This window comes from Streptomyces sp. NBC_00090, from assembly GCF_045160815.1.
In the GTDB taxonomy this organism is placed as follows: Bacteria; Actinomycetota; Actinomycetes; order Streptomycetales; family Streptomycetaceae; genus Streptomyces.
Genome location: NZ_CP108224.1, coordinates 7120903 through 7145227, shown reverse-complemented (window position 1 = coordinate 7145227; position 24325 = coordinate 7120903). Strand labels below are relative to the sequence as shown.

General features: G+C 71.5%; 21 protein-coding genes and 2 pseudogenes. 10 read left to right on the top strand and 13 right to left on the bottom strand.

The features are described 5' to 3' along the window. The first annotated feature begins 54 nt into the window (after window positions 1-54). From OG361_RS31785 to modA, 3 genes are all read left to right on the top strand, one after another. Window positions 55-453 (top strand): molybdopterin-binding protein, encoded by a 399-nt coding sequence (locus OG361_RS31785; protein ID WP_405858998.1) that lies wholly within the window; start codon window positions 55-57, stop codon window positions 451-453. A 316-nt stretch (window positions 454-769) separates the two neighbouring features. Further along, complete coding sequence (locus OG361_RS31780; RefSeq protein ID WP_405858996.1) at window positions 770-1162, top strand: molybdopterin-binding protein; 393 nt, start codon at window positions 770-772, stop codon at window positions 1160-1162. An 82-nt stretch (window positions 1163-1244) separates the two neighbouring features. Further along, the gene (gene modA, locus OG361_RS31775; protein ID WP_405858994.1) at window positions 1245-2060 is read left to right on the top strand and encodes a molybdate ABC transporter substrate-binding protein; all 816 of its coding nucleotides are present in this window, start codon (window positions 1245-1247) and stop codon (window positions 2058-2060) included. 112 nt (window positions 2061-2172) lie between these two features. Here modA and OG361_RS31770 read toward each other — a convergent pair. Next, a pseudogene (locus tag OG361_RS31770) lies at window positions 2173-2349 on the bottom strand (TOBE domain-containing protein); the annotation flags it as partial. 3 nt (window positions 2350-2352) lie between these two features. Between OG361_RS31770 and OG361_RS31765 the strand changes: the two are divergent. The 5 genes and pseudogenes from OG361_RS31765 to meaB all read left to right on the top strand — a co-directional run. Beyond that, window positions 2353-3670 (top strand): annotated as a pseudogene (locus OG361_RS31765) (hypothetical protein); the annotation flags it as partial. 81 nt (window positions 3671-3751) lie between these two features. Then, entirely contained in the window at window positions 3752-4309 is a 558-nt protein-coding gene (locus OG361_RS31760) for a GNAT family N-acetyltransferase (RefSeq protein WP_405858992.1), read from the top strand. 130 nt (window positions 4310-4439) lie between these two features. Beyond that, on the top strand, window positions 4440-6257 hold the full coding sequence (locus OG361_RS31755) for a methylmalonyl-CoA mutase family protein (RefSeq protein WP_405858990.1): 1818 nt from the start codon (window positions 4440-4442) through the stop codon (window positions 6255-6257). A gap of 8 nt (window positions 6258-6265) precedes the next feature. Beyond that, the gene (gene scpA, locus OG361_RS31750; RefSeq protein ID WP_384561530.1) at window positions 6266-8440 is read left to right on the top strand and encodes a methylmalonyl-CoA mutase; all 2175 of its coding nucleotides are present in this window, start codon (window positions 6266-6268) and stop codon (window positions 8438-8440) included. A 4-nt stretch (window positions 8441-8444) separates the two neighbouring features. Continuing rightward, window positions 8445-9431, top strand: coding sequence for a methylmalonyl Co-A mutase-associated GTPase MeaB (gene meaB, locus OG361_RS31745; RefSeq protein ID WP_405858988.1), 987 nt, complete (start codon window positions 8445-8447; stop codon window positions 9429-9431). A gap of 126 nt (window positions 9432-9557) precedes the next feature. Here meaB and OG361_RS31740 read toward each other — a convergent pair whose 3' ends face one another. The 10 genes from OG361_RS31740 to OG361_RS31695 form a co-directional block, all read right to left on the bottom strand. Beyond that, window positions 9558-10349 carry a DUF4239 domain-containing protein gene (locus OG361_RS31740; RefSeq protein WP_405858986.1) on the bottom strand — a complete coding sequence of 264 codons (792 nt, stop codon included), beginning with the start codon at window positions 10347-10349 and terminating at the stop codon, window positions 9558-9560. A 410-nt stretch (window positions 10350-10759) separates the two neighbouring features. After that, window positions 10760-11329, bottom strand: a complete 570-nt coding sequence (locus OG361_RS31735) for a DinB family protein (RefSeq protein ID WP_405858984.1) — start codon at window positions 11327-11329, stop codon at window positions 10760-10762. 33 nt (window positions 11330-11362) lie between these two features. Next, complete coding sequence (locus OG361_RS31730) at window positions 11363-12274, bottom strand: ROK family protein (RefSeq protein WP_405858982.1); 912 nt, start codon at window positions 12272-12274, stop codon at window positions 11363-11365. Window positions 12275-12318: 44 nt separating this feature from the next. Next, window positions 12319-13170, bottom strand: coding sequence for a heparin lyase I family protein (locus OG361_RS31725; protein WP_405858980.1), 852 nt, complete (start codon window positions 13168-13170; stop codon window positions 12319-12321). A 2-nt stretch (window positions 13171-13172) separates the two neighbouring features. Continuing rightward, the gene (locus OG361_RS31720) at window positions 13173-15254 is read right to left on the bottom strand and encodes a PQQ-binding-like beta-propeller repeat protein (protein WP_405858978.1); all 2082 of its coding nucleotides are present in this window, start codon (window positions 15252-15254) and stop codon (window positions 13173-13175) included. 162 nt (window positions 15255-15416) lie between these two features. Next, entirely contained in the window at window positions 15417-16388 is a 972-nt protein-coding gene (locus OG361_RS31715; RefSeq protein ID WP_405862550.1) for a hydroxyacid dehydrogenase, read from the bottom strand. A gap of 144 nt (window positions 16389-16532) precedes the next feature. Beyond that, on the bottom strand, window positions 16533-17471 hold the full coding sequence (locus tag OG361_RS31710) for a carbohydrate ABC transporter permease (RefSeq protein WP_405862548.1): 939 nt from the start codon (window positions 17469-17471) through the stop codon (window positions 16533-16535). A gap of 14 nt (window positions 17472-17485) precedes the next feature. Continuing rightward, complete coding sequence (locus OG361_RS31705) at window positions 17486-18382, bottom strand: carbohydrate ABC transporter permease (RefSeq protein ID WP_405858976.1); 897 nt, start codon at window positions 18380-18382, stop codon at window positions 17486-17488. 126 nt (window positions 18383-18508) lie between these two features. Then, window positions 18509-19828 (bottom strand): ABC transporter substrate-binding protein, encoded by a 1320-nt coding sequence (locus tag OG361_RS31700; RefSeq protein WP_384561459.1) that lies wholly within the window; start codon window positions 19826-19828, stop codon window positions 18509-18511. A 127-nt stretch (window positions 19829-19955) separates the two neighbouring features. Then, complete coding sequence (locus tag OG361_RS31695) at window positions 19956-21110, bottom strand: LacI family DNA-binding transcriptional regulator (RefSeq protein WP_405858974.1); 1155 nt, start codon at window positions 21108-21110, stop codon at window positions 19956-19958. Between the two features lie 263 nt (window positions 21111-21373). Here OG361_RS31695 and OG361_RS31690 point away from each other — a divergent pair, with 263 nt between their 5' ends. Together OG361_RS31690 and OG361_RS31685 are read left to right on the top strand one after the other, a co-directional pair. Beyond that, window positions 21374-21991 (top strand): HEAT repeat domain-containing protein, encoded by a 618-nt coding sequence (locus OG361_RS31690; protein ID WP_405858972.1) that lies wholly within the window; start codon window positions 21374-21376, stop codon window positions 21989-21991. Between the two features lie 244 nt (window positions 21992-22235). Then, window positions 22236-22763, top strand: a complete 528-nt coding sequence (locus OG361_RS31685; protein ID WP_405858970.1) for a DinB family protein — start codon at window positions 22236-22238, stop codon at window positions 22761-22763. On the opposite strand, the gene OG361_RS31680 is transcribed toward OG361_RS31685, so the two are convergent. Then, window positions 22676-23818, bottom strand: a complete 1143-nt coding sequence (locus OG361_RS31680) for a YhjD/YihY/BrkB family envelope integrity protein (RefSeq protein WP_405858968.1) — start codon at window positions 23816-23818, stop codon at window positions 22676-22678. The genes OG361_RS31685 and OG361_RS31680 overlap by 88 nt on opposite strands. A gap of 93 nt (window positions 23819-23911) precedes the next feature. After that, on the bottom strand, window positions 23912-24322 hold the full coding sequence (locus OG361_RS31675; protein ID WP_405858966.1) for an SHOCT domain-containing protein: 411 nt from the start codon (window positions 24320-24322) through the stop codon (window positions 23912-23914). Window positions 24323-24325 lie beyond the last annotated feature (3 nt).

The window sequence follows — 24325 nt, the reverse complement described above, 5'->3', positions numbered from 1 at the left end:
AATCGACATAGACCCGGAAGAAGCTCCGCGCCCGACGTGGCCTAGAGTGCGGGTGTGCCGTCGTACAGCATTGGGCAGGCCGCGCAGCTGCTCGGAGTGAGTTCGGAGACCGTTCGCCGGTGGGCGGACGGCGGCAGGCTGGGCATGGAGCGCGACGGGGCCGGTAAGCGGGTCATCGAGGGTACGGCTCTGGCCCTCTTCGCGAAGGAACGGGGTGCGGGACTGCACGCCGTTCCGCAGGACGACGTGCCGACCTCCGTCCGGAACTCCTTCGTGGGGATCGTGACGGCCGTACGGGTCGACGACGTCGCCGCGCAGGTGGAGGTCCAGTCCGGTCCGCACCGGCTGGTGTCGCTCGTGACGCGCGAGGCCGTCGAAGAGCTGGGGCTGGACGTCGGCGTCACGGTGACCGCGCGGGTGAAGTCGACGAGCGTGCACATCGACGTGCCCTGACCGGTCCGGGAACGTCAGCGGCGGAGCACCGCCGCGCGCAGGTCCGTGTCGTGGGTCGAGGCGGGACAGGTCCCTGCCCGCCTTCCCGTATGCACGAGGCGATATACGAGTCGGGTACGCGTCGCTCACGAGCGCGGCATCGTGCGTTTCCGCGCGGGCTTCCGCAACGCCCACGACTCCCCTGAGCCCCGGCGTCCGAGGGCTGAGACCGCTGGACGGCTCCTCTCGTCCCTTCGTACGACTCATCTCGCATTCGCCATGGAGAGTCCCACAAGATTGTTGCAGATGAGAGCCAGACCGCCCTACGGTGTGGCACATGCAGTCCTACACCATCGGCCAGGCGGCGCGTCTGCTGGGCGTGAGCCCCGACACCGCGCGGCGCTGGGCCGACGCGGGCCGGGTCGCGACCCACCGCGACGAGAGCGGCCGGCGGGTGATCGACGGCACGTCCCTGGCCGCGTTCTCCGTGGAGATCGCGCAGGGCGACGGCGAGGACGACTCGTCGTACACCTCTGCGCGCAACGCGTTCCCCGGCATCGTCACCGCGATCAAGCTCGGCGACATCGCGGCCCAGGTCACCATCCAGGCCGGTCCGCACCGGCTGGTCTCCCTCCTCACCCGTGAGGCCGTGGAGGAACTGGGACTGGAAGTCGGCATGCAGGCCACCGCCCGCGTGAAGTCGACCAGCGTGCACATCGACCGCACCTGACCGGCAGACACCCCCTGGTCCGTCGGCGCGGCCGGCCCACCGCTCCGCACTTTCCTTTCGTCCCCATGGAGTTCAGACCCTCATGTCCCTCGCCCTCACCCTCACGAGACGCCGTGCCGCCGCTGCCGCCCTCACCGCTGCCCTGCTGGTCCCCCTCGCCGCCTGCGGCAACGACGACGCCGAGAAGGGCACCGCCGGGTCCACACCCTCCGGTTCCGCGAGTGCCGCGCCCCGGGCGAACCTGACCGTCCTCGCGGCGGCGTCCCTCACCAACGTGTTCAAGACGGCCGGTGCCGCCTACGAGAAGGCCCACCCGGGCACGAGGATCACCTTCTCGTTCGCCGGCTCGCAGGAGCTCGTCGCCCAGGTGTCGCAGGGCTCGCCCGCCGACGTCCTGGTCACCGCCGACACCAAGAGCATGGACAAGGTCAAGGCCGACACCGGCACCCCGGCGATCATCGCGAAGAACCGGCTCGTCATCGCCACCGGCGAGGGCAACCCCTTCAAGGTCGACGAGCTGAAGGACCTTGCCGACACCAGGCTCAAGGTCGTCCTCGCCGCTCCCGAGGTGCCCGCGGGCAAGTACAGCAAGAAGGTCCTCGACGCGCAGAAGATCACGGTGAAGCCGGTCTCCCAGGAGCCGAACGTCCGCGCCGTGCTGAGCAAGGTCGAGCTGGGCGAGGCCGACGCCGGTCTCGTCTACAAGACCGACGCCGCCTCCGCCGCCGACAAGGTCGACGCCGTCGAGATCCCGGACGCGCAGAACGCCATCGCCACGTACCCGGCCGCCACGCTCAAGGACTCCAAGAACGCCGAGGCCGCAGCCGCGTTCGTGGCCTGGCTGTCCTCGCCCGAGGGCCAGAAGATCCTCCAGGGCGCCGGCTTCCAGAAGCCGTAACGGGTGACGGCTTCTGGAAGCCGCAACCCGTCCGGATCACGTGTATCGCGAGGGGCTGTCCGTCCCGGGGGAACGGACAGCCCCTCCTGCCGTTCCGGCTCCGGCAGGGGGATCAGGCGGAGGCGAGGGAGATCTCGGTCGACTTGATCAGGGCGACGACGGAGGTGCCCGCGTTCAGGCCGAGGTCCTCGACCGCGTCCTTGGTGATCGCGGCGGTCAGTTCCCCGCCCTCGACGGAGACCTTCACCGACCCCATGGCGCCGCCGGTCGACACCTCGGTGACGGAGCCGCCCGGGCCTACCGGGAGCTCGGTGCGCTCACCGACCGGCCGCGGCTGCTCGTCGCCTCGTACTTCGACCGGCTCGGCGACGCCCTGCCCGTTCTGACCAAGGCTCCGGTCGAAGGGCTCGCGCTCGACTTCACCGGACGGGCCTCGGCCAACCTCGACGCGCTCGCCGCCGCCGGCGGACTGCCGGGCAAGCGTCTGATCGCCGGAGTGGTCGACGGCCGCAACATCTGGATCAACGACCTGGAGAAGTCCCTCGCCACCCTCGGCACGCTCCTCGGTCTCGCCGACCGGGTCGACGTGTCGGCCTCCTGCTCCCTGCTCCACGTCCCGCTCGACGCCGCCGTCGAGCGGGACATCGATCCCCGGATCCAGCGGTGGCTCTCCTTCGCCCGGCAGAAGACCGCCGAGATCGTCACGCTCGCCAAGGGTCTCGGCGGCGGCACCGGCGCCGTCTCCGGCCAACTGGCGGTCAACCGGGCCGGCTTGACCTCCCGCGCCGGCTCGCCGATCACGCGCGACCCGGCGGTACGGGCCCGCGCCGCCGCCGTCACCGGGTCCGACGCCCCGCCGCTCCCAGCCGTACGCGGAGAGGACCTCCGCGCAACGGGCGCTCCTGCGGCTGCCGTTGCTGCCGACCACCACCATCGGCTCCTTCCCGCAGACCGGTGAACTGCGCACCGCCCGCGCCGAGCTGCGGGCCGGGGTCATCGACGGTGCCGGATACGAGGAGCGCATCGTCCGCGACGACCAGCCCCTCGCCGCCACCGCGCGCCAGGTCGCCCTCGCCCTGCGCGACGAGGTCGCCGACCTGGAGGCCGCCGGCATCACGGTGATCCAGGTCGACGAACCCGCCCTGCGCGAGACGCTGCCGCTGCGCTCCGCCGACCACCCCGACTACCTGGACTGGTCCACCGAGGCGTTCCGTCTCACCACCGGCGGGGTGCGCTCGGCCACCCAGATCCACACCCACATGTGCTACGCCGAGTTCGGCGACATCGTCCAGGCCATCGACGACCTCGACGCCGACGTCATCAGCCTGGAGGCGGCCCGCTCCCACATGCAGGTCGCCCGCGAACTCTCCGCCCACGGCTACCCGCGCGAAGCCGGGCCCGGCATCTGGGACATCCACTCGCCCCGTGTCCCGAACCGGGAGGAGGTGGCCGAGCTGCTGCGCACCGCTCTCCGGGCGATCCCCGCCGAGCGGCTCTGGGTCAACCCCGACTGCGGCCTGAAGACCCGCGGCCGGCCCGAGACCCGCGCCTCCCTGGAGAACCTCGTGGCGGCCGCCCGTATCGTCCGCGGTGAGCTCCCCGCGTCCTGACCCGGACGGCCTCCGGCCGGGGGCGGGGCACCCCGTGCTCCGCCCCCGGCACCACAACAGTTCGCAAGAAGAGGATGGTTCATGGACATCACCACGGTGGTCTATCCGGGAGACGCCGCCCTCGGGCTCGTGGAGGAGCTGGTCCATCTGCGGCGGCTCGCCTCGCGCGGCCGGGTGCCCGAGCAGGACGACCGACGCGCCGACGAGCTGCGCCGCCGGATCGCCGCGGACGCCGGAACACCGGGCTTCCTGGCGGTGACGGCACGGGCGGACAGTCTCCTGTGCGCGTTCGGAACGGCCACGCGCACCCCGGATCCGTACTCCGGGGAACCGCTGCTCGGACCCGGCCGCGCCCAGGAGTGGCTTGCCGGAGCCATGCGCATATCGGACCTGGTCGTCGCTCCCGCGGCGCGGGGGCGCGGCGTGGCGACGCGGATCCTGGACACCCTGACGGTGCCCGCGCTCGACGACCGGGTCTGGGTGGCGCCCGATCACCGGGACACCGCGGCGCTCTCCTTCTTCCGTCACCAGGGCTGGCGCCAGACAGTGTTCCCCCGGCTGGGGGCGGGCCCGGAACGGGTGGTGTTCCTCGGTCCGCGTCATCCGGCGCTCGCCGGGCTTCCCGTGGTGGGCTGCTGATGAGAGCCGTGGCGCCGCTCCCGTCGTGCGATCACGGAAGGCGCTTCCCGATCAAGGCCGTCCCGGAGAGGGCAAGGTCACAGCCGATCACCCTGCTGCCGCTCAAGTGCCTTCACCTAGCATCCGAGGCATGACTGTGCTGCCTGACGATGGCCTCTCGCTGGCCGCCGAGTTCTCCGAAGCGACCCACGCGCAGTGGCGTCGCCTGGTGGCGGGCGTGCTGAGCAGGTCGGGCAAGGACGTACCGGACGCCGAGGCCGAGGACGCGCTGTCCACCGCCCTGGAAGACGGCCTGCGCGCCCGCCCCCTGTACACGGCCGCCGACGGCGCGCCCGATCCCGGCGTCCCCGGCTTCGCCCCGTTCGTCCGCGGCGGCCGGGCGGAGGGCAACACCGCGAGCGGCTGGGACGTACGCCAGCGGCAGACGACGGCCGATCCCGAGGCGGTCCTCACCGACCTGGAGAACGGCGTCACCTCGCTGTGGCTGGCCGTCGGGCCGAACGGCGTTCCGGTGTCGGAGCTCGACCGGGTCCTCCGGGGCGTCTACCTCGACCTGGCCCCGGTCGTCCTCGACGCCGGCCGGGAGACCTCGGCCGCGGCGGAGGAACTGTTCGCGGTCCACGAACGGCGTGGCGTGGCGCCCGAGGCCGTCGGCGGCAATCTCGGCGCCGACCCGCTCGGCACCGAGGCCCGGACCGGAGAGGCGTACGACGGTGACGGCTTCCCCGGCGCCGTCGGTCTGGCGCGGCGCTGCGCGGAGACCTACCCGAAGCTGCGGGCCCTGACCGTGGACGCCCTGCCGTACCACGAGGCCGGGGGTTCCACCGCGCAGGAGCTCGGCTGCGCGCTCGCCACTGGTGTCGCCTATCTGCGGGCGCTCACCGAGGGCGGGCTGACGGTGGAACAGGCCTTCGGGCAGCTGGAGTTCCGGTACGCGGCCACCGCCGACCAGTTCCTGACCATCGCCAAGCTGCGCGCCGCCCGCCGGCTGTGGGCGCGGGTGGCCGAGGCCTGCGGTGCGCCGGCGGCCGGGGCGCAGCGGCAGCACGCGGTGACGTCCTCGGTCATGATGACGGGCCGCGACCCGTGGGTGAACATGCTGCGCACGACGATCGCCACACTGGCGGCCGGCGTCGGGGGCGCCGACTCGGTCACCGTGCACCCCTTCGACCACGCGCTGGGTCTGCCGGACGCCTTCTCCCGTCGGATCGCCCGGAACACCTCGACGATCCTCATCGAGGAGTCGCACCTGTCCCGGGTGATCGACCCGGCCGGCGGATCCTGGTACGTGGAGTCGCTGACCGACGAACTGGCGCGAGCCGCCTGGGAGTTCTTCCAGGAGATCGAGCGGTCGGGGGGCCAGGCCGCGGCCCTGCGCTCGGGCCTGGTCGGCCGGGAGCTCGCCGCCACCTGGGCGGTGCGCAGCGAGCGGCTCGCCAAGCGCCGCGAACCCGTCACCGGCGTTAGCGAGTTCCCGCACCTGGCGGAGAAGCCGGTGGCACGCGAGCCGGCGCCCGCCGAGCCGGGCGGCGGACTTCCGCGCGTCCGGCGCGACGAGGCGTACGAGGCGCTGCGGGCGCGCTCCGACGCCCACCTCGCCGCGACGGGTTCCCGGCCGCGCGTCTACCTGGCGCCCCTCGGACCCGCCGCCGCACACACGGCACGCCTCACCTTCACCGCCAACCTTCTCCAGGCGGGCGGCATCGAGCCCGTCACCGAGGGGTCGTTCGAGGACAGCGGCGCCACCGAGGTCTGCCTGTGCTCCAGCGACGCCCTGTACGAGGAGCAGGCCGAGTCCGCCGCGGCCGCCCTCCGGGAGGCCGGGGCCCGGCACGTCGCCCTGGCCGGCCGGCCCGGCTCGTACGCCGGTGTCGACACGTACGTCTTCGCGGGGTGCGACGCGGTCGCCGTGCTCACCGCCGCCCTCGACCGCATGGGAGTGTCCTGATGGGAACCATGGGAATCCCCGACTTCACCGGGATCGAACTGGGGTCGCCGTCCGCCGCCGGCGGCGCCGAGGAGTGGCGCGCCGCCGTCAAGCGGGCGTCCGGCGGGGACGACCTGCTCTGGGAGACGCCCGAGGGCATCGCGGTCCAGCCGCTGTACACCGGGCGTGACCTGGAGGACGTCGACTTCCTCGGTACGTACCCGGGCACGGCGCCGTACCTGCGCGGCCCGTACCCGACGATGTACGTCAACCAGCCGTGGACGATCCGCCAGTACGCGGGCTTCTCGACCGCCGAGGAGTCCAACGCCTTCTACCGGCGGAACCTGGCGGCCGGCCAGAAGGGCCTGTCGGTCGCCTTCGACCTGCCGACGCACCGCGGTTACGACAGCGACCACCCGCGCGTCACCGGCGACGTCGGCATGGCGGGTGTGGCCATCGACTCGATCTACGACATGCGGCAGCTGTTCGACGGCATCCCGCTGGACAAGATGTCGGTGTCGATGACGATGAACGGCGCGGTGCTGCCCGTCCTCGCGCTGTACATCGTCGCGGCCGAGGAACAGGGGGTGCCGGCGGAGAAGCTCACGGGGACCATCCAGAACGACATCCTCAAGGAGTTCATGGTCCGCAACACCTACATCTATCCGCCGAAGCCGTCGATGCGGATCATCTCCGACATCTTCGCCTTCACCTCCCAGCACATGCCGCGCTACAACTCCATCTCCATCTCCGGCTACCACATCCAGGAGGCGGGGGCGACGGCCGACCTGGAGCTGGCGTACACGCTGGCGGACGGGGTCGAGTACATCCGGGCGGGCCGGGAGGCCGGCCTCGACGTGGACGCGTTCGCGCCGCGCCTGTCGTTCTTCTGGGCGATCGGCATGAACTTCTTCATGGAGGTGGCCAAGTTGCGTGCGGCCCGCCTCCTGTGGGCCAAGCTGGTCAAGGAGTTCGACCCGAAGAACTCCAAGTCCCTGTCCCTGCGCACCCATTCGCAGACCTCGGGCTGGTCGCTGACCGCGCAGGACGTCTTCAACAACGTCACCCGCACCTGTGTGGAGGCGATGGCGGCCACCCAGGGCCACACCCAGTCGCTGCACACCAACGCCCTCGACGAGGCGCTCGCGCTGCCGACCGACTTCTCGGCGCGCATCGCGCGCAACACGCAGCTGCTGATCCAGCAGGAGTCGGGCACGACCCGGGTCATCGACCCGTGGGGCGGCAGTGCGTACGTGGAGCGGCTGACGTACGACCTGGCGCGCCGGGCCTGGCAGCACATCCAGGAGGTCGAGGCGGCCGGCGGCATGGCGAAGGCCATCGACGCGGGCATCCCGAAGCTCCGCATCGAGGAGGCCGCCGCCCGTACGCAGGCGCGGATCGACTCGGGGCGTCAGCCGGTCATCGGGGTGAACAAGTACCGGGTCGACGGGGACGAGCAGATCGACGTCCTCAAGGTCGACAACTCCTCCGTCCGGGCGCAGCAGATCGAGAAGCTGCGCCGGCTGCGCGCGGAGCGCGACGAGCGGGCCTGCCAGGACGCGCTCGACGACCTCACCCGGGCCGCCGGGGGCTCCGGGAACCTGCTGGAGCTGGCCGTCCGCGCGGCGCGCGCGAAGGCCACCGTCGGGGAGATCTCCGACGCCCTGGAGAAGGTGTACGGGCGCCACGCGGGCCAGATCCGTACGATCTCCGGGGTGTACCGCAACGAAGCAGGCGAGTCCCCGACCGTGGACCGCACCCGCGCGCTCGTCGACTCCTTCGAGGAGGCCGAGGGCCGGCGCCCCCGCATCCTGGTCGCCAAGATGGGACAGGACGGTCACGACCGCGGCCAGAAGGTGATCGCCACCGCCTTCGCCGACCTGGGCTTCGACGTCGACGTCGGCCCGCTCTTCCAGACCCCGGCCGAGGTGGCCCGACAGGCCGTCGAGGCGGACGTCCACATCGTGGGCGTCTCGTCGCTGGCGGCCGGCCACCTCACGCTCGTCCCCGCGCTGCGGGAGGAGCTCGCCGCCGAGGGCCGGGAGGACATCATGATCGTGGTCGGCGGGGTCATCCCGCCCCAGGACGTCCCCACGCTCCTCGGAATGGGGGCCGCCGCCGTCTTCCCGCCCGGCACGGTGATCCCGGACGCGGCCGCGGACCTGGTGCGCCGGCTCTCCGCCGACCTGGGACACGATCTCTGATCCCATGGCCATCGACATCGACACGTACGTGAAGGGCGTGCGCGAGGGGAAGCGCGCCCTCGTGGCGCGGGCCATCACCCTCGTGGAGTCCACCCGGCCCGATCACCGGGCACTCGCCCAGGAGTTGCTCACCCGGCTGCTGCCGTACAGCGGCCGGGCGCGGCGGATCGGCATCAGCGGCGTTCCCGGCGTGGGGAAGTCGACGTTCATCGACGCCTTCGGCACGATGCTCACGGGCCTCGGGCACCGGGTCGCCGTCCTCGCCGTCGACCCGTCCTCCACCCGGACCGGCGGTTCGATCCTGGGCGACAAGACACGGATGGAGCGGCTCGCGGTGGACCCCGCGGCCTTCATCCGCCCCTCCCCCACCGCCGGCACCCTCGGGGGTGTCGCCAAGGCGACGCGGGAGTCGATCGTGGTCATGGAGGCCGCCGACTACGACGTGGTCCTGGTCGAGACGGTCGGCGTCGGCCAGTCGGAGACGGCCGTGGCGAACATGGTCGACTCCTTCCTGCTGCTCACGCTGGCGCGCACCGGCGACCAGTTGCAGGGCATCAAGAAGGGCGTCCTGGAGCTGGCGGACGTCGTGGCGGTGAACAAGGCGGACGGTCCGCACACGACCGACGCGCGCGCCGCGGCCAGGGAACTGGCGGGCGCGCTACGGCTGATGCACGGCCGGGAGGCGGTGTGGACACCGCCGGTCCTCAGCTGCAGCGCGCGCGAGTCGACCGGCCTCGACGAGGTGTGGGAGCGGCTGGAGAACCACCGCTCGCTCCTCGACGCCGCGGGCCGGCTCGATGCCCGGCGGCGGGAGCAGCAGGTCGACTGGGCCTGGACGATGGTGCGGGACGAGCTGCTGGGCCGGCTCCACTCCCATCCGGCGGTCCGGGCGCTCACCCCGGAGGTCGAGCGGCTGGTCAGGAACGGGGAGCTGACCGCGACGCTCGCGGCGGAGCGGATCCTGGGCGCGTTCGGGGAGCGGCGGGACTGAGGCGTTCGCGAGTCCTGGTGCCACCGGTGTCGGTGATGCCGGTGATCTCGGTGATCTCGGTGATCTCGGTGATGCCGATGTCGGTGATGCAGGTGATGTCGGTCGTGTTGATCGTCCTGCGGTCGGTCACGGCGTCCAGTACCGCGCGAGCGCTCCCTCCCGGTACGGCGCGGGACTCACGCTGAGATCGCCGGCGAACGGGCGGTCGAGGACGAAGACCAGCAGCAGGCTGAAGCCGATGAGCGCGGCTACGGAGGCGACGAAGAGGAGCTGGATCCGCAGCTTGCGCATGCCGTAGAGGAAGGTGAGCGGGATCAGGACGATCGCGCCCCCGAAGGCCAGCGCCTGGAGCAGGGGCGGCAGTTGCTGCTCGGCCATGGTCAGCCGGGCCCGGCGCTGGGAGGCGACGTCGTTCAGGTGGCTGACGGCCTCCTCGTAGAAGACCTCTTCGCGGGCGGTCTTCGGCTCGTACGCCTGGAGCACCTCGAAGACGTTCTGGAACGAAGAGGCCGTGGACTCGTAGTCCGGCCGCCCCTCGCGCATCAGGGGCCACTGGTCCTCCACGATCGCGTGGACGTAGGCGCTCAGGGCGGTGTCGAGGCGGGCGCGGACCTCGGGCGGGAAGGCCGCGGAGTCGCGGGCGATGAGAGCCATGTCGGTGGCCTCGGAGGCGACGATGGTCTGCGTGCTCTCCAGTTGTGTCCAGAGGGTGACGATGACGAAGGCGAGGATGATCCCGTAGATCGCGCCGAACATCCCGAGCGTCACCCCGACCATGTCGTTGTGCTCCCCCTCGGCCAGCGACGGGTACCTGCGGCGGAGCAGCACGCTGCCGGTGACGGCGAGGACGACGGTCCCGCCGACGGTGACCACGGCCAGGGTGAAGGTGCTGAAGTGATTGAGCAGCCAGAGCGACATGTGCGGGGAGTGTAGGGACACGGCGCGCGCCGGAGCCGCCCCCCGCTGACCAGGGCGTCGGGTGTGCTCTCGTCCCCGCCGGGTGTGCTCTCACCCGTGCGGGCGGTGGAACACGCCCCGGTCGTCGGCCCGGCGGTGCGCCGACAGCGCGCCGGCAGTGCGCCGGCAGTGCGCCGGCGCTCGGGAGAGTCCACACCTTCGAGTGAAGAGGCGACCGGCCGCCGGGCACCACGGCGCCTCGTTCGTCCGCGACGACCAGGGGCCGGAGAGGCCCCCGTCAGAAGGCGGAACCCGCGCGGACCGTCGGGTCCCGGTTCGACGGAGTTCTCCGCCGAACCCCGTTATCGGCCCACCCGTACGTCGACTACCGGCCCACCCGTACGTCGACTACTGGCCTACCCGTACGTCGGCTACTGGCCCACGCGTCCGTCGACGCACTCGCGCAGCAGGTCGGCGTGCCCGCAGTGACGGGCGTACTCCTCGATCCGGTGCACCATCATCTCGCGCACCGCGATCCCGTCCTTCTCCAGCCGCTCGCCCAGGTCCGGGTACTCGGCCAGCGCCGCGTCGGCCGCGGCCTGCTCGCGCGCCAGATCGGCGAACGCGGAGTCGACCACGGCCTGTTCGGCGACGGCTCCGAGGAAGTCCCCGTCATCCTCGCCGTACAGCGACGGCAGCGGATCACCGTCGCGGAGCCAGTTGTGCCAGTCCCGTTCCACCTCGGCGAGGTGCCGGACCAGGCCGAGCAGCGACATCGTCGACGGCGGGACCGAACGGCGGGCCAGCTGCTCGGGGTCCAGGCCCTCGCACTTCATCGCCAGGGTCATGCGGTAGCCCGCCAGGAAGTCCAGCAGCGTCGCGAGCTCACCCTCCGGACCGGCTCCGTCGCTGTTGCGGGGATCGTCGTCCGGGTCGGTCCACATGTCGGGGTAGACGGTCGCCTGGCTCCATCGCGCGGGTTGTTCGCTCATGCGCGCCATGATCGCCCGCAACGGACGTCCTGGCCAGCGAGTTTACGGTGGACACTCCAGCAGCTCCCGGGCGAGCAGCGCCGCCCCCAGGCAGCCGGCCGTGTCCCCGAGAGCGGCCGGGACGATCACGGGCGGCCTCTGGAACGTGACGCGTTCCTCCACGGCCGCCCGTAGCGGCGCGAACAGGGTCTCTCCCGCCTCGGCCAGACCACCGCCGATGATCAGCGTGCCGGGATCGAGCACCGTGAGCGCGGTGACCAGTCCGTCGGCGAGGGCGTCGACCGCCGTCCGCCACACCCCGGCAGCGACCTCGCCGCCCGTCGCGACGGCATCCGCGCAGGCGGCGGCGTCGGCGGCGGGGTCGGCGCTCGCCACGGCCCAGGCGCGACCGATCGCGGCGGTGGAGGCGAGCGTCTCCAGACAGCCGTGCCCGCCACAGCCGCACGCGGGGCCGCCGGGGCGGACGACGATGTGGCCGATGTCGCCGGCGCGGCCGCGGGCACCGGTCTCGATCCGGCCGTCGATGCCGATCGCGCCGGCGATGCCGGTGCCGAGCGAGACGAAGAGGAACCGGCCGGTGCCACGACCCGCCCCGAGGCGCCCCTCCGCGAGACCGCAGGCGCGCACGGCGTGGTCGAGCGCGACGGGCGTCCCGCCGAGCCTGCGGCTCAGCCGCTCCCGCAGCGGGACGTCTCGCCGGCCGAGGTCGACGGCGGGGACGGCCCCGCGCACCACGAACCCCGCGACCCCCGCGGCCTCCGCCGCCGTGCCGAAGTGCCGTCGCCCGTGGGCACGCAGGTCCGCCGCGAAGCCCAGGACCGCCTCCGGCACGGCCGCCGGCCCGGACCCGGGCGCGGCGGCCCGCCGTTCCTCGTACAGCACCGCCCCGTCCAGCCCGACCAGGGCGGCCCGCATCACGGTGCCGCCCACGTCGAGGGCGATGACGTGGGGCACGGGACCGCTCCCCCGCGCCACTCGGTCCTCCCCGGCGACTGTGCTCATCGCCGCGAGGACCGGGAGAGATCCACGATCCGGATGTCGTCGTGGTGGACGACGCGCGTCGGAACGTCTCCCTTCTCCAGCGTCTCGCCGGGGCGGTAGAGACCCCACTTGAGATAGGCGAACTCCGCCGGGTTCACGGGGTGGAAGGTCCGCACGTTCTCGTACGTCTGCCGCAGGGTGAACTCCGCCTCACCGGGCATCCGGGTGGAGATCCGGTAGTAACCGGTGCTGTCCTCCGTCCACTTCACGTCCACGCGGAAGCGCATCCACTGATCGATGTACGGGCGGAAGTCGGCGACCACGGTGGACTGGAGGTCGAGGGTCGGCGAGCGGAAGGCCATGCTGTTCCGCTTGGCCATGACGTAGAAGGACGGCAGGTTTCCCCCTGCGTGCTTCCCCTGGAAGATGATGTCGCCGGTCTCCGAGTCCCCCGGTTCGTACGTCTTCCAGTCCTTCAGCAGGACGCTGAACTCGTACCGGTGCTCGTCGCCCACGTGGATCCTCCCCTCCGGGACGTCGTTCGTGGCGCTCTCGCTCCGCGGGGCGCCGTCGGAGACGTAACCCGGATCGCCCAACGTCACCTTGTGCGCGACGGCGTGCCCCTTCCCCGACGCGACGGTGTACGACGCGTCGGGCGCGGTCGCGTGCGTCGTGGTCAGCTCCGGGATGCCGGAGTCGAGGCTGCCGTCCCCGTAGTCGACGTCCAGCAGCACCGAACTCTTCGCCCGGTCGCCCCCGGAGGATCCGCGCGTGCCCTCCTGGCCCGCCTCCGCGGTGGCCAGAGCGGCGATGGTCAGCGCTCCCGCCAGCGCCGCGGAGACCACGCTCCTCCTCGTCCCCTTCCTCATGGTCAGACCTCCGGCCTGTCGTCGACGCGGACGAGGTGGTGGCCGCGCATGGTGTACAGCCGACCGTGGCTGTCGGCGTTGACGTGCGGGCCGCTGTACCAGGCGCCGTTGATCCCGGGGACGACCGTGGTGACGGCGAAGGTCTTCGGGTCGAAGCGGAAGAGGGTCGTGTCCGAGACGCCGTAGACGACTCCCCGGCTGGTGACCATGGCCGCGAAGCCGGGGCAGATCGCACGGTGGTCGGCGGTGTGGACGACCCGGCGGATCGTGAGGTCGACGACGAAGAAGCCGCCCTTCCTGGTGAGTCCGTACAGATGCCGGCCATGCACGGCCAGCGCGGCCACCCCGGTGGTGAGGGACGCGGGGAGGTCGACGCGCCACAACTCCCGTCCGGCGACCGGGTCGAAGGCGACGAGCGTGCCGCGCGGCCCCTGTGCGGTGGGGTTGTCACCCCCGAGGTAGGCGACACCGTCCCGGGTGGCGACGGCGCGCACCAGCTGGATGGAGTCGACGGGGTTGATGTACGCGGACTTCGTGCCCTTCGCCGGGGAGTACGTCCACAGGGAGCCGCCGCCCTCGGTGTCGGACTGCACGCCGACCAGGAGGAGCCGGTTGACCGCGTCGTAGCAGACGTCGAGCGGCCGGTTCTGCTCGCTCGGGAACTCAGCGAGCTGGTGCGGCTGTTCGTCGTTCGAGGGGTCGTACGTCCACATGCCCTGCGAGCTGTACTGGCCGGTGTACAGCACCCCGTTCAGCACCTCCGCGTCCTTCGCCTCGCCGGGCGCGCGGAGGTTGACCACCTTTCCGGTGCACAGGTCGTGGCGGGCGATGACGTTGTTGCCGCCGACGTACACGTACCGGAGGTCGGCGGCGATCCCCATCGTGGTCTGCGGAGAGACGGGGGCGCCCGCCGGGCCGAGGTCGGTGATGACGGACGTACCGGCGGCGACATCGATCTCGCCGACGAAGCCGTAGCCCGAGACGACGGTCAGGATGCCGTCGGCGTGGTCCAGACCCCAGATCTCGCCGAGGTCGGGCCCCTCGAAGTCGAGGGGGGCGACGACACCGGTCGCCCTCGCGTAGGAGTGCAGTCCGGCGTCACTCGCGAAGTAGATCCGGTCGTCGCTCGCCGTCAGGTTCTTGACCACCTTTCCGGCGGTGGCCGTCACGGTGTACGAGGAGAGGTCGGCCAGGTCCATGACGGCGAGCTTGGCGGGCTCGGTCGATCCCGAGGTGCTGACTATGAGGCGGTCGCCGAGGACGGCGAGCTCACGCACGCTGGGGTCCTTCTCCATCTCCGGCGGCGTGACGTCGGTGAACGTGCCCGCCGCCCGGTCGTACGCGTACAGCGACGCCTTGCTCGCCCCGTCCCCCCCGGCCAGGACGCTGCCGGCGCCGAAGAACACGGTCGTGTCCGTGGCGGCGACGGCCCTCGCCAGGGTGGCCTTCGCGTCGGGGACGCCGAGCTTGGTCACCGCGCCGGCGCCCGGGTCGTACATCCACAGCGCGGGCGCCTTCCCCGGTACGCCGCCGACGGCGTACACCGTGCCGTCCGGGGCGACGGCGAGCTCGCGGATGTCACGGTCCTCGGTCCGGCCGACGGCCACGGCAGGCTTCTCCGGGGTCGTCAGGTCCCAGCGGAAGAGGTTCGGCCTGCCCTCGTCCGCCTTGGCCAGGATTCCGGCGTAGAGGTAGCGGCCGGTGTGATCGGCGGCGAGCGCCTGGACCGAGTGGCCGGTGCCGAGGTCGGTCGTCGCGACGACCTTGCGGGTCGGGAGGTGGAAGGCGATCAGCCGGGTCGGGGTGAGGTTGCGGGAGCCGATGTAGACGGTGTCGCCGACCTGGATGCCGCTCATGAGCGCGAACTGCTCTATCGCGGGGCCCAGGTCGGTGATGGTGGTGGTCGGGGTGGTGGTGCCGGGCCGGGCCGGTGCGGCCTGCGCCGGTGCGGGGAGCAGCGGGGCGGCGGCCGCTGCGAGTCCGAGTGCGCCGCCTGCGCGGAGCAGTCGACGCCTGTCGATCGACGGAGGGTTCTGCGGGGCCTGCGGGTTCTGCGGGGCCTGCGGGTTCCGTGGGTTCTGCATGGGGGACTCCTTGGGTCGTCGTGCGGGGACACGGAGAGGGAGGAGCGTGTGCCGTGTGGGGAGTTCACGGCGGGGGCCGGTCGGCCGGATCGGTGGGATCCGGGATCGGTGGGATCCGGGATCGGTCGGATCCGGGATCGGCGGGATCCAGGCCGGCCCGTCTCAGGCCGAGGTCGCGAGGGCGGCGTGGTGCACGGCGTGGGCGAAGGGCCGGCCGGCGCAGTAGCGCTCGACCTCGTCGAGGGCGCTGCTGGTGATCCGGTGGAGTTCGCCGCCGAGCGAGCCGGCGATGTGGGGGGTGAGGAGGACGTTCGGCAGGGAGTAGAGCGGCGACGTCTCCGGCAGCACCTCCGGTTCGGTGACGTCGATGACCGCGTGGATGCGTCCGGTCGCGGCCTCGGCGGTCAGGGCGTCGGTGTCGACGAGGGAGCCCCGGGCCGTGTTGACGAGCGTGGCGCCGTCACGCATCAGCGACAGCCTGCGCGCGTCGACCAGGTGCTCGGTCTCCGGCAGCGCGGGGGCGTGCAGCGAGACCACGTCCGAGCCGGCCACGAGTTCGTCGAGGTCCACGTGCCGGGCGCCCAGCGCGGCGGCCTGGGCGGCGTCGACGTGGGGGTCGGCGAGGAGCAGGTCGAGATCGTACGGGCGCAGCAGTTCGAGGACCTTGCGGCCGACGAGGGAGGCGCCGACCAGGCCCACGGTGCGACGGTAGTTGCCGAAGCCGGGGAAGAGCCGGGACCAGTCGAGCGGGGCGCGGTGGTCGCGGTAGAGACCGCCGATGTCGAGGACCCGCTTGTTGGCGAAGAGGATCGCGGCGACCGTGAACTCGGCGACCGGAACGGCGTTGGCAGCGGCGGCCGACGAGACCACGAGACCGCGGTCCCAGCACGCCTGTGTCACGTGGTGCTTGACACTGCCGGCGGCGTGCACGATCGCCTTGAGGGCAGGCGCCCGTGCCAGGACCTCCTCGTCGAGGACAGGGCAACCCCAGGAGGTGATCAGGATCTCCACGTCCTCCAGGGCCGGCTCCTCGGTGAGGTCCTCGGCGACGTGGTGCGGATCGATGTCGACGTATGCCGTCAGACGCTGGATCTCGGCGGGCGGGAACAGGGCGTCCCGGTGGCGCCGGCCCATGGCGAACAGGGCGCGGGGGCGGGCGGGCGGGGTCTGGCGCGGTGATGTGGTCGGGGTCTGGGGGTAGGTCAGGGGCAGGGTCTGGGTCGGGGTCTGGGTCGGGGTCGGGTTCTGGCTCATGGGGGAATTCCTCACGGTGGCGGCCTACTTGACGGCGCCGGCGGTCATGCCGGACTTCCAGAACCGCTGGAGCATGAGGAAGACGGCGATGAGCGGGGCCACGGCCACCAGGGAGCCGACGACGGCCAGCAGGTAGTCCTCGGGATGGCCCTGCGTGAGTGCGGACGAGTACCAGACGTAGAGCCCGAGGTTGACCGGGTACAGGTCCTGGTCGGACAGCATCACCAGGGGCAGGAAGAAGCTGTTCCAGATCTGTGTGAACTGGAAGAGGAAGATGGTCACGAAGCCGGGTGCGAGCATCGGGAAGGCGATGCGGCAGAAGGCCCGGAACTCGCCGGCCCCGTCCATCCGCGCCGCTTCCAGAACCTCGTCCGGGACGTACGAGGCGCTGAAGACCCGTGCAAGGTACACGCCGAACGGGAAGACCAGTCCCGGGATGAACACGCCCCAGAAGGTGTTCACCAGTCCGGCCTTGGCGGCGAGCAGGTACAGCGGGATCGCCATCGCCGTGCCGGGCACCATCACGCCCAGCAGCACCAGCGAGAACAGTTTCTCCTTGCCGGGAAAGGCGAGTTTGTCGAAGGCGTAGCCGGCGGCGACGCTGAAGACCGCTGCCAGCAGGGCTCCGACACCCGCGTACAGCACCGTGTTGATCAGCCAGCGCAGGTAGACGCCGTCGTCGGCCGTGAACAGGTGCTGGAGGTTGTCGGCGAGGTGGACCTCGTCGCCGAGCGCGAAGCCGTTCGTGCCGAAGAGGTCCTCGCGGCTCTTGGTGGAGGACATCAGGAGCCAGGTCAGCGGCAGCAGGGTGTAGAGGGTGGCGAGCGCCAGCATCGCCGTGACCCCGGCCTTGGACAGCAGGGCCGAAGGCGTCCTCGCGGAGCGCCGCCGCCCTCGGGGGCGTGGGGCGGGGACGGTCGGGGGCGGGGGCGGGGCCGCGGGAGCGGGGGCCGCGGCGTGCAGGGTGGAGGAGTTGGTCACGGCTTGCTCCCGCGGCGTGAGATACGGGTGACGGCGAAGGACAGGACGGCCGCGAACAGGGCGATCAGCAGCGAGGCGGCCGCCGCCAGGCCGAAGTCGTTGTTCTGGAAGGCCGCTGTCTGGACGTACATGTTGGGGGTCCAGCTGCTGCCGATCGCGCTGGACGCGTTGTAGATGACCTTCGGCTCGGTGAAGAGCTGGATCGACCCGATGACGGTGAACAGCACGGCGAGCGCCACGGCGGGCCGGATCATCGGCACCTTGATGGCGAGCGCCGTCCGCACGGCGCCCGCGCCGTCGACCTTCGCGGCGTCCAGGGTCTCGCGGGGCACGGCTTGGAGAGCCGCGTAGAAGATGACCATGTTGTAGCCGGTCCACTCCCACACGGCGATGTTGGCCGCGGAGAACACGGCGTTGTCGACCGACAGGAAGTTGATGTCGATGCCGCCGGACTCCAGGAGGTCGATCACCGGGCTGAGGCCCGGCGTGTAGAGGTACACCCAGATCAGCGCGGCGATCAGTCCCGGCACCGCGTGCGGCAGGAACAGCGCCAGCTGGAAGAAGGACCGCGCCTTGGCCAGCCCCGAGTCGAGGAGCAGGGCGAGGACCAGCGCGCCGCCGATCATCACGGGGATGTAGATCGCGCAGTACGCGGCGACGACGAGGAACCCGTCGCGGAACGCCGCGTCGGAGAGCGCGCGGGCGTAGTTGCCCAGCCCGGCGAAGACGTTCTCGGTGCCACCGAAGCCGAGGCCGGAGGTCCGGGTGGTGAACAGGCTCAGCCATGCCGCGTACAGCAGCGGGGCGAGGGTGACGGCCGCGAACAGGCCGAAGAACGGTGACAGGAGCAGCGTGGCGGTCCGGCGCTGTCCTCGGGCGGATGGGCTTGCCATACCGGCCTTCCTTGGGTGGGGCGGTGGGGCGGAGTGGGACGGGGTGGGGCGGGGCGGGCGGAGGAGGGGCCCGGAGGCCGGCCCCGCCGTGCTCGGGGCGGGGGCCGGCTCCACAGGGGGCAACTTCTACGGGGCGGCGATCTTCAGGCCGCGCTGCTTCATCTGCGCGACCGTGGCCTGCTGGGCGGTGGAGAGGACACCCGGCAGGGTCACCGAGCCGTCGGCGACCTTCGGGAGCTGGTCCACGAGGGCCGTGTTCGTCGCGCCCATGACCGGGCCCCACGTCCAGCCCTGCCGGATCGCGCCGTACGACGCCGCTCCGACCGCGTACACGTCCTGGCCGCCGAAGTAGTCCGTCCGGAAGGCCGCCTTCGTGACCGGCACCAGCTTCGGATCGGCGGGGAACATGCTGCTGGTGCCGGAGGACACCCACGCCTTCATGCCCTCGGGGTCGGTGGTGATCCACTTGATGAACTCGGCGGCGGCCCCGCTGTTGTCCGCGCCCTTCGGGATCACGAAGGACGAGCCCCCGTACATGCCCGAGGCCGGCTTGCCGTCCCAGGTGGGGACGGGCGCCACGGCCCACTTGCCCTTCTGGTCGGGGACGGTGGCCTGGTGCGCTCCGGCGCACCAGCTGGCGCAGACGTAGGCCACGGTCCGGTTCTTCTGGACGCTGGTCCAGAACGGGTCCAGCGAGCTCAGGGAGCGGACGAGGTCCTTGCGGGCCAGGTCGCCCCAGAAGGCGGCGACCTTCTTCGACGGCCCGTCGTCGACGGTGACCTTCCAGGAGTCGTTCTCGGTGCCGAACCACTGCCCGCCGGCCTGCCAGGCGAGCGCGGTGAGCAGGCCGGGGTTGTCTGTGTAGAGGACTCCGCCGCGGGCGTCGGGGTCGGCCTTCCTCACCTGCTCGGTCATGTTCCGGTACGCGTCCCACGTGGTGGGCGGGGTGATCTTGTGCCGGGCGAAGAAGTCCTTCCGGTACATCAGCATCAGAGGGGCCGCGTCGCGGGGGACCGCCCAGGTCCTGCCGCCCAGGTCGACCAGCTGCCGTGCCGCCTCGGGGAACCGGTCCTTGACCACCGGGCCCAGTGTTCCGCTCAGGTCCTCGATCTTGCCCTGGGCGGCGAACTCCGGCAGGTGCGGGTACTCGACGACCGCGACGTCCGGTACGGTCCCGGCCTTCACCGCGTTGGTGAGCTTGGAGTAGTACTCCTGGCCGGACGGGACCGTTTCGAAGGTCACCTCGATGTCCGGGTGGCTTCGGTTGAAGGCCGCGGCCACCTGGTCGGAACCCTTGAGGAAGGACCAGAAGGTGACTTTCCCGGTCTTCGCGGCGGGCTTCCCGGCGGTCGGGGAGGCGCCCTGCCCCGCGTCCGAGCAGGCGGTGGTGAGGAGGGCGAGGGCTGTGGCGGAGCAGGCCAGGGCGGCCGCGGTTCTGCGAAGCATGATGTGCACCGATCGTTCGCTGGGGCGTCGAACGAAATCATTCGGCAGGACACGCGCTTCGTCAATGCTTTGGGTTTCACTTGATATGAAACGAAAGCAAGTGATGGATTCTGATGCCCCCGCCCGCCTACCCCCGCTTGCCGGGCGACGCGGCGGCCCCGCTGGACTCCCGCACCCGCAGCTCCGGGCGGAGGAGCAGCTCCGCCAAGGGGGCGGTCGGATCGGCGAGCCGGCGCCGCATGAGGTCGACGGCCCACGCCCCCACGGCCCGCTTGGGCGGCGCCACGGCGGTGAGCGGCACGTCACTCAGCTCGGCGACCTCGTCGTCGTACGTCACTATGGCCAGGTCCTCCGGCACGCGCAGGCCGCGCGCCTGGAGCAGGCCGACGAGCGTGACGGCGTCGAGATCGTTGTGGACGAGCGCGGCCCGGACGTCGCCCGCCTCGACCGCCCGTACGAGCTCCTCGAACCAGTCGGCGGGGGCCGTCCCGTCGGCAGGGCCGATGCTGAACTCCGGTCCCACGGTGAGCCCGAGATCCCGACAGGCCGCCTCGTAACCCTCGCGGATCAGCGGGGTGTTGGGGCTCTCGGCCCTGGCGACCAGGGCGATCCGCCCGTGCCCCAGACCGGCGAGGTGACGGACCGCCAGACCCGCGCCGTGGGCATGGTCGGACGCGACCTGCTCCAGCCGCCCGGCCGCCGCGCCGGCCCTGCGGTCCACGAGGACGACCGGTACGTCGAGACCGGCCGGCCACGGCTCGGCCCCCTCCACGGAAGCGGCCCCGTCCACGGGTCCGGCCCCCTCGGCCCCCTCCACGGGTTCGAGCCCGGCGCGCGGCATCAGCAGCAGGCCGTCGGCGCCCGCCGCGACGAGCCGCCGCACCTGCTCCTGGTTCTCCGCCAGCGTCTCGCCGGAGACCGCGAGCACGACGCGCACGCCGTGGGTGCGCGCCGCGTCCTGCACGCCCCGGATGATCTCCGGGTAGTAGTAGTCCCCCGGCGGAACGACCAGCCCGAGGACGTACTCCTGTTCCCGACGGGCCGCCGGCCGGGCCGCCGTAAGGGCCGTCGCCGGGCCGGAGACGTCGGCCTGCTGGGCCGCGGCCGGTGACATCGCGCCGCCGTGCACCCGGACGACGAGCCCGCGGGCCGCGAGGTCCCGCACGTCCTGTCGCACGGTCACGGCGGAGACGCCCAGCTCGGCCGCCGCATCCTTGACCGTGATCGTCCCCCGGCGCTCCACCATGCGCAGGATCGCCTCACGCCGCTCTTCCGTCAGCACCCGCCTACCCCTCTCGTCGCGAGTGAAGGCGTTTTCTTTCACTCGACAAACGAAAGGTATCAACGAAGCGGGATCACGACCGGGCGCGACCGGGGACCGTGGGGGCACGGCTGCGGCCGGGGCCGGCCAAGCGGGTGCGGGTAGCGCACGCCGAACCGCTTACGCGCTGTCTGACGCCCGAAGTCATTCCTTGCCCGCCGCTCAGTGTCAGTGGAAGCGCCTAGCGTTGCAGTTCGATCAGATCTCATCAGGAGGCGTACGCGGTGTTGACGTTGGACGAGGCGGTTGTTCAGCTTGACGACAGGTCCTCGGCGAAACGCCGTGCGGCTGCGAAACGACTGCGCGGACTCGCTGACGCGACCGCCGGCCCGTCGCTGTTTCGGGCCCTCCAGCGCGAGGTTCGCGACCTGCGGACGTGGGAAACCCAGTACCAGATGGTCATGGCTCTCGGAGCGTGCGATCACCGGCCGGCGGTCCCGTTCCTGAGCGATCTGGCTCAGCGGCCCCTGGATGCCACGATGGTGTATGTCGCCCTCGGCGACTCGATCGTGCGCCTGCGCGGCGCCGAAGAGGGAACCTCGGTCCCGGTGCGATGGTGCCTGGACAGCGGAACGCCCATGCTTGCCGACGGAGCCCTCCGCGCTGTCGCCATGCTGCGCGCGGTGCCGGAGCCGGAGACCGTCGACCACATCCTCGACTTTCTTGCACCGCTGCAGTCTCACGATGGACTGCGCTTCTGGGCCGCAGCGGCAGCAGCCGGGTGGCCGGGTAAGCGGGTCCGCGCATTCTTGGAGGAGTGTGCGGCAGGTCCGCGGGCGGACGTGGCTGAAGCGGCGGCCTCGTCGCTGGAAGGCAGGTACCAGACCTATCGCCCGCTCTAGCATCGCCCAACGGCCTCCAGCGCATGGTTGGGTTGGGGCGGGTTCAACTCAGTCGTCGGTAGCCGATGAGGGCTGCGGCCGACCGGCACTAGCTGGGCGCGCCGGGATGTGGCGGGTCCATCAGAACGGCCACGGGTCCACGTGATCATGGAGTTCTCTACGCTCAGTCATCGCAAAGGGCGGCCCGGCCGCGCCGCCGTTTCGCCCGCTTGAAGCCTCCCGGATGGCGGTGCAGGGTGGATCCATGACATGGACAGCGCCACGGGTCGAGCGCACCCAGCAGCTCGGCGGCCTGGGTGCCGTAACCGAGCGTCAGATGGTGGAGGGTTGGCTGAGCCGGCACCGGGAAACGCTGCTGGCCAAGTGCGCCGGGCTCGAGCCGGCCCAGTTGGCGCGGACGACCGTCGAGCCGTCGACCCTCACCCTCCTTGGCTTGGTCCGGCACATGGCGGAGGTAGAGCGATGGTGGTTCCGGCGAAGCTTCGCAGGTGAGGCTGTCGGCGATGTCTTCACCGGGCCGTCAGACGGCCATGAGGGATTCGACGGAGTTCACGCAGCCGATGCGGAGAGAGACTTCGGATTATTTCAGAGCGAGGTCACAGCGTGCGACGCGGCGGCGGCGGGTCACGACCTTGATGAGACCTTCACGTCCCCGCACGGAGTTTCCCTCAGTCTGCGCTGGGTCTACATGTTGATGATCCAGGAGTACGCCCGCCACAACGGCCACGCCGACTTCCTGCGAGAGCGGACCGACGGGGTAACGGGTGACTGAGCGAACCGGTTCGTGGCGGGAGGGCGCTCGTCGTTCCCGGCAGGGGGGCTCTCCCCGTTCCCAGCAGGAGGGTTCTCGTCGTTCCCTCCAGGAGGGTTCTCGTCGTTCCCGGTAGAGGGGCGCTCGCCGTTCCCACCAGGAGGGCGCTCGCCGTTCCCGCCAGGAGGGTTCTCGCCGTTTCCGCCAGGAGAGTTCTCGCCGTTCCCGTCAGGAGGGCTCTCCCCGTTCCCCTCCCGCTTCACGTACCTGTTCAGCGGCGGTTCCTCCGCCAGTACCGCGCCGATCGTCACCGCGAAGGTCACCGCGCCGCACACGACGATCAGCCACGACAGCATGACGAGCACCAGGCCGAGGGATCCGTACTCGCCCATGGCCCTGTTGAGCGCCCCCGGCACGTAGATCCGGGCCGTCACCCCGAGCACGGTGGTGACCGTGGCGGCCAGCACCGCCCCGGGGAGCAGCGCCAGCCAGCCGATGCGCTTGGCGAGGAGGAGGTGCTGGGTCCACAGCCACACGCCCAGGGACACGAGGAAGAGGAGGATCACGCCCACCACCGGGCCGGCGCCGAAGCCGTCCCGGATCGGGCCCTGGAGCACGATCACCACAACCAGGACGAGGAGCCACACGACCCAGCGCCAGGCCGCGATCCGGGTCTTCGCCCTGGGCAGGCGCCACGCGCGCTCGCAGACGCGGGCCATGGCCCGGCTGAAGCTGGTGGCCGAGACCAGCGCCACCACCAGCCCGACGGCGCCGGTCGTCTCGCGCAGGGCTTCGTCGGTGGAGCCGTACAGGGCCTGCTGGAGCTCGTCGCTCGACTCCCCGCTGAGACCGAACATCGAGCGCAGGGAGTCCGCCAGCTGGTCGCGCACGCCGCTCGGGGCGAAGGCCGCGAAGGCGAAGAGGAGGGGTACCGAGGCGAGGAAGCCCTGTGCCGCGAGCCTGGTCCCGGCGTCCAGGAGGTTCCCGGACAGCAGTCGGCTGGTGAGCTCGGTCAGCACGGGGAAGCGGCGCTCGGCGCCGATACGCAGGCGCACCACGCGGCGCTTCCACTCCATCCCGTCTCCTGAGTCTGTGTCACCCAAGCCGGCCGCCGGCCGAGCGCCGGCCCGCCGTCAGGCCCGCCGTCAGGCCCGCCGTCAGGCCCGCCGTCAGGCCAGGATCTTCGCCTTGGCCTTCTGGAACTCGTCCTCGGTCAGCGCCCCCTTCGCCTTGAGGTCGGCGAGCCGTGCGAGTTCGTCGGCGGCTCCGGCGCCGGATCCACCCGGGGAGCCGGCGCCGGAAGCCGACTTGCGGACGTAGTCCTGGAAGGCCGCCTCGGTCTCCTTGGCCCGTGCCGCGTCCCGCTCGGTCATGCCCGTACCCCGTGCGATGACGTAGACGAGCACTCCGATGAAGGGGATCAGCAGACAGAAGATCAGCCAGCCCGCCTTGGCCCACCCGCTCAGTTCGTGGTCCCGGAAGATGTCCGAGACGATCTTGAACAGCAGGAACAGCCACATGATCCACAGGAAGAACCAGAGCATGGTCCAGAAGAGATCGAGCAGGGGGTAGTCGTCCATCGC

Coding starts and splice junctions, on each gene's coding strand:
- OG361_RS31780 (WP_405858996.1), top strand. CDS start 770: ATGCAGTCCTACACCATCGGCCAGGCGGCGCGTCTGCTGGGCGTGAGC.
- modA (WP_405858994.1), top strand. CDS start 1,245: ATGTCCCTCGCCCTCACCCTCACGAGACGCCGTGCCGCCGCTGCCGCC.
- OG361_RS31760 (WP_405858992.1), top strand. CDS start 3,752: ATGGACATCACCACGGTGGTCTATCCGGGAGACGCCGCCCTCGGGCTC.
- OG361_RS31755 (WP_405858990.1), top strand. CDS start 4,440: ATGACTGTGCTGCCTGACGATGGCCTCTCGCTGGCCGCCGAGTTCTCC.
- scpA (WP_384561530.1), top strand. CDS start 6,266: ATGGGAATCCCCGACTTCACCGGGATCGAACTGGGGTCGCCGTCCGCC.
- meaB (WP_405858988.1), top strand. CDS start 8,445: ATGGCCATCGACATCGACACGTACGTGAAGGGCGTGCGCGAGGGGAAG.
- OG361_RS31740 (WP_405858986.1), bottom strand. CDS start 10,349: ATGTCGCTCTGGCTGCTCAATCACTTCAGCACCTTCACCCTGGCCGTG.
- OG361_RS31735 (WP_405858984.1), bottom strand. CDS start 11,329: ATGGCGCGCATGAGCGAACAACCCGCGCGATGGAGCCAGGCGACCGTC.
- OG361_RS31725 (WP_405858980.1), bottom strand. CDS start 13,170: ATGAGGAAGGGGACGAGGAGGAGCGTGGTCTCCGCGGCGCTGGCGGGA.
- OG361_RS31720 (WP_405858978.1), bottom strand. CDS start 15,254: ATGCAGAACCCACGGAACCCGCAGGCCCCGCAGAACCCGCAGGCCCCG.
- OG361_RS31715 (WP_405862550.1), bottom strand. CDS start 16,388: ATGGGCCGGCGCCACCGGGACGCCCTGTTCCCGCCCGCCGAGATCCAG.
- OG361_RS31705 (WP_405858976.1), bottom strand. CDS start 18,382: ATGGCAAGCCCATCCGCCCGAGGACAGCGCCGGACCGCCACGCTGCTC.
- OG361_RS31700 (WP_384561459.1), bottom strand. CDS start 19,828: ATGCTTCGCAGAACCGCGGCCGCCCTGGCCTGCTCCGCCACAGCCCTC.
- OG361_RS31685 (WP_405858970.1), top strand. CDS start 22,236: ATGACATGGACAGCGCCACGGGTCGAGCGCACCCAGCAGCTCGGCGGC.
- OG361_RS31680 (WP_405858968.1), bottom strand. CDS start 23,818: ATGGAGTGGAAGCGCCGCGTGGTGCGCCTGCGTATCGGCGCCGAGCGC.
- OG361_RS31675 (WP_405858966.1), bottom strand. CDS start 24,322: ATGGACGACTACCCCCTGCTCGATCTCTTCTGGACCATGCTCTGGTTC.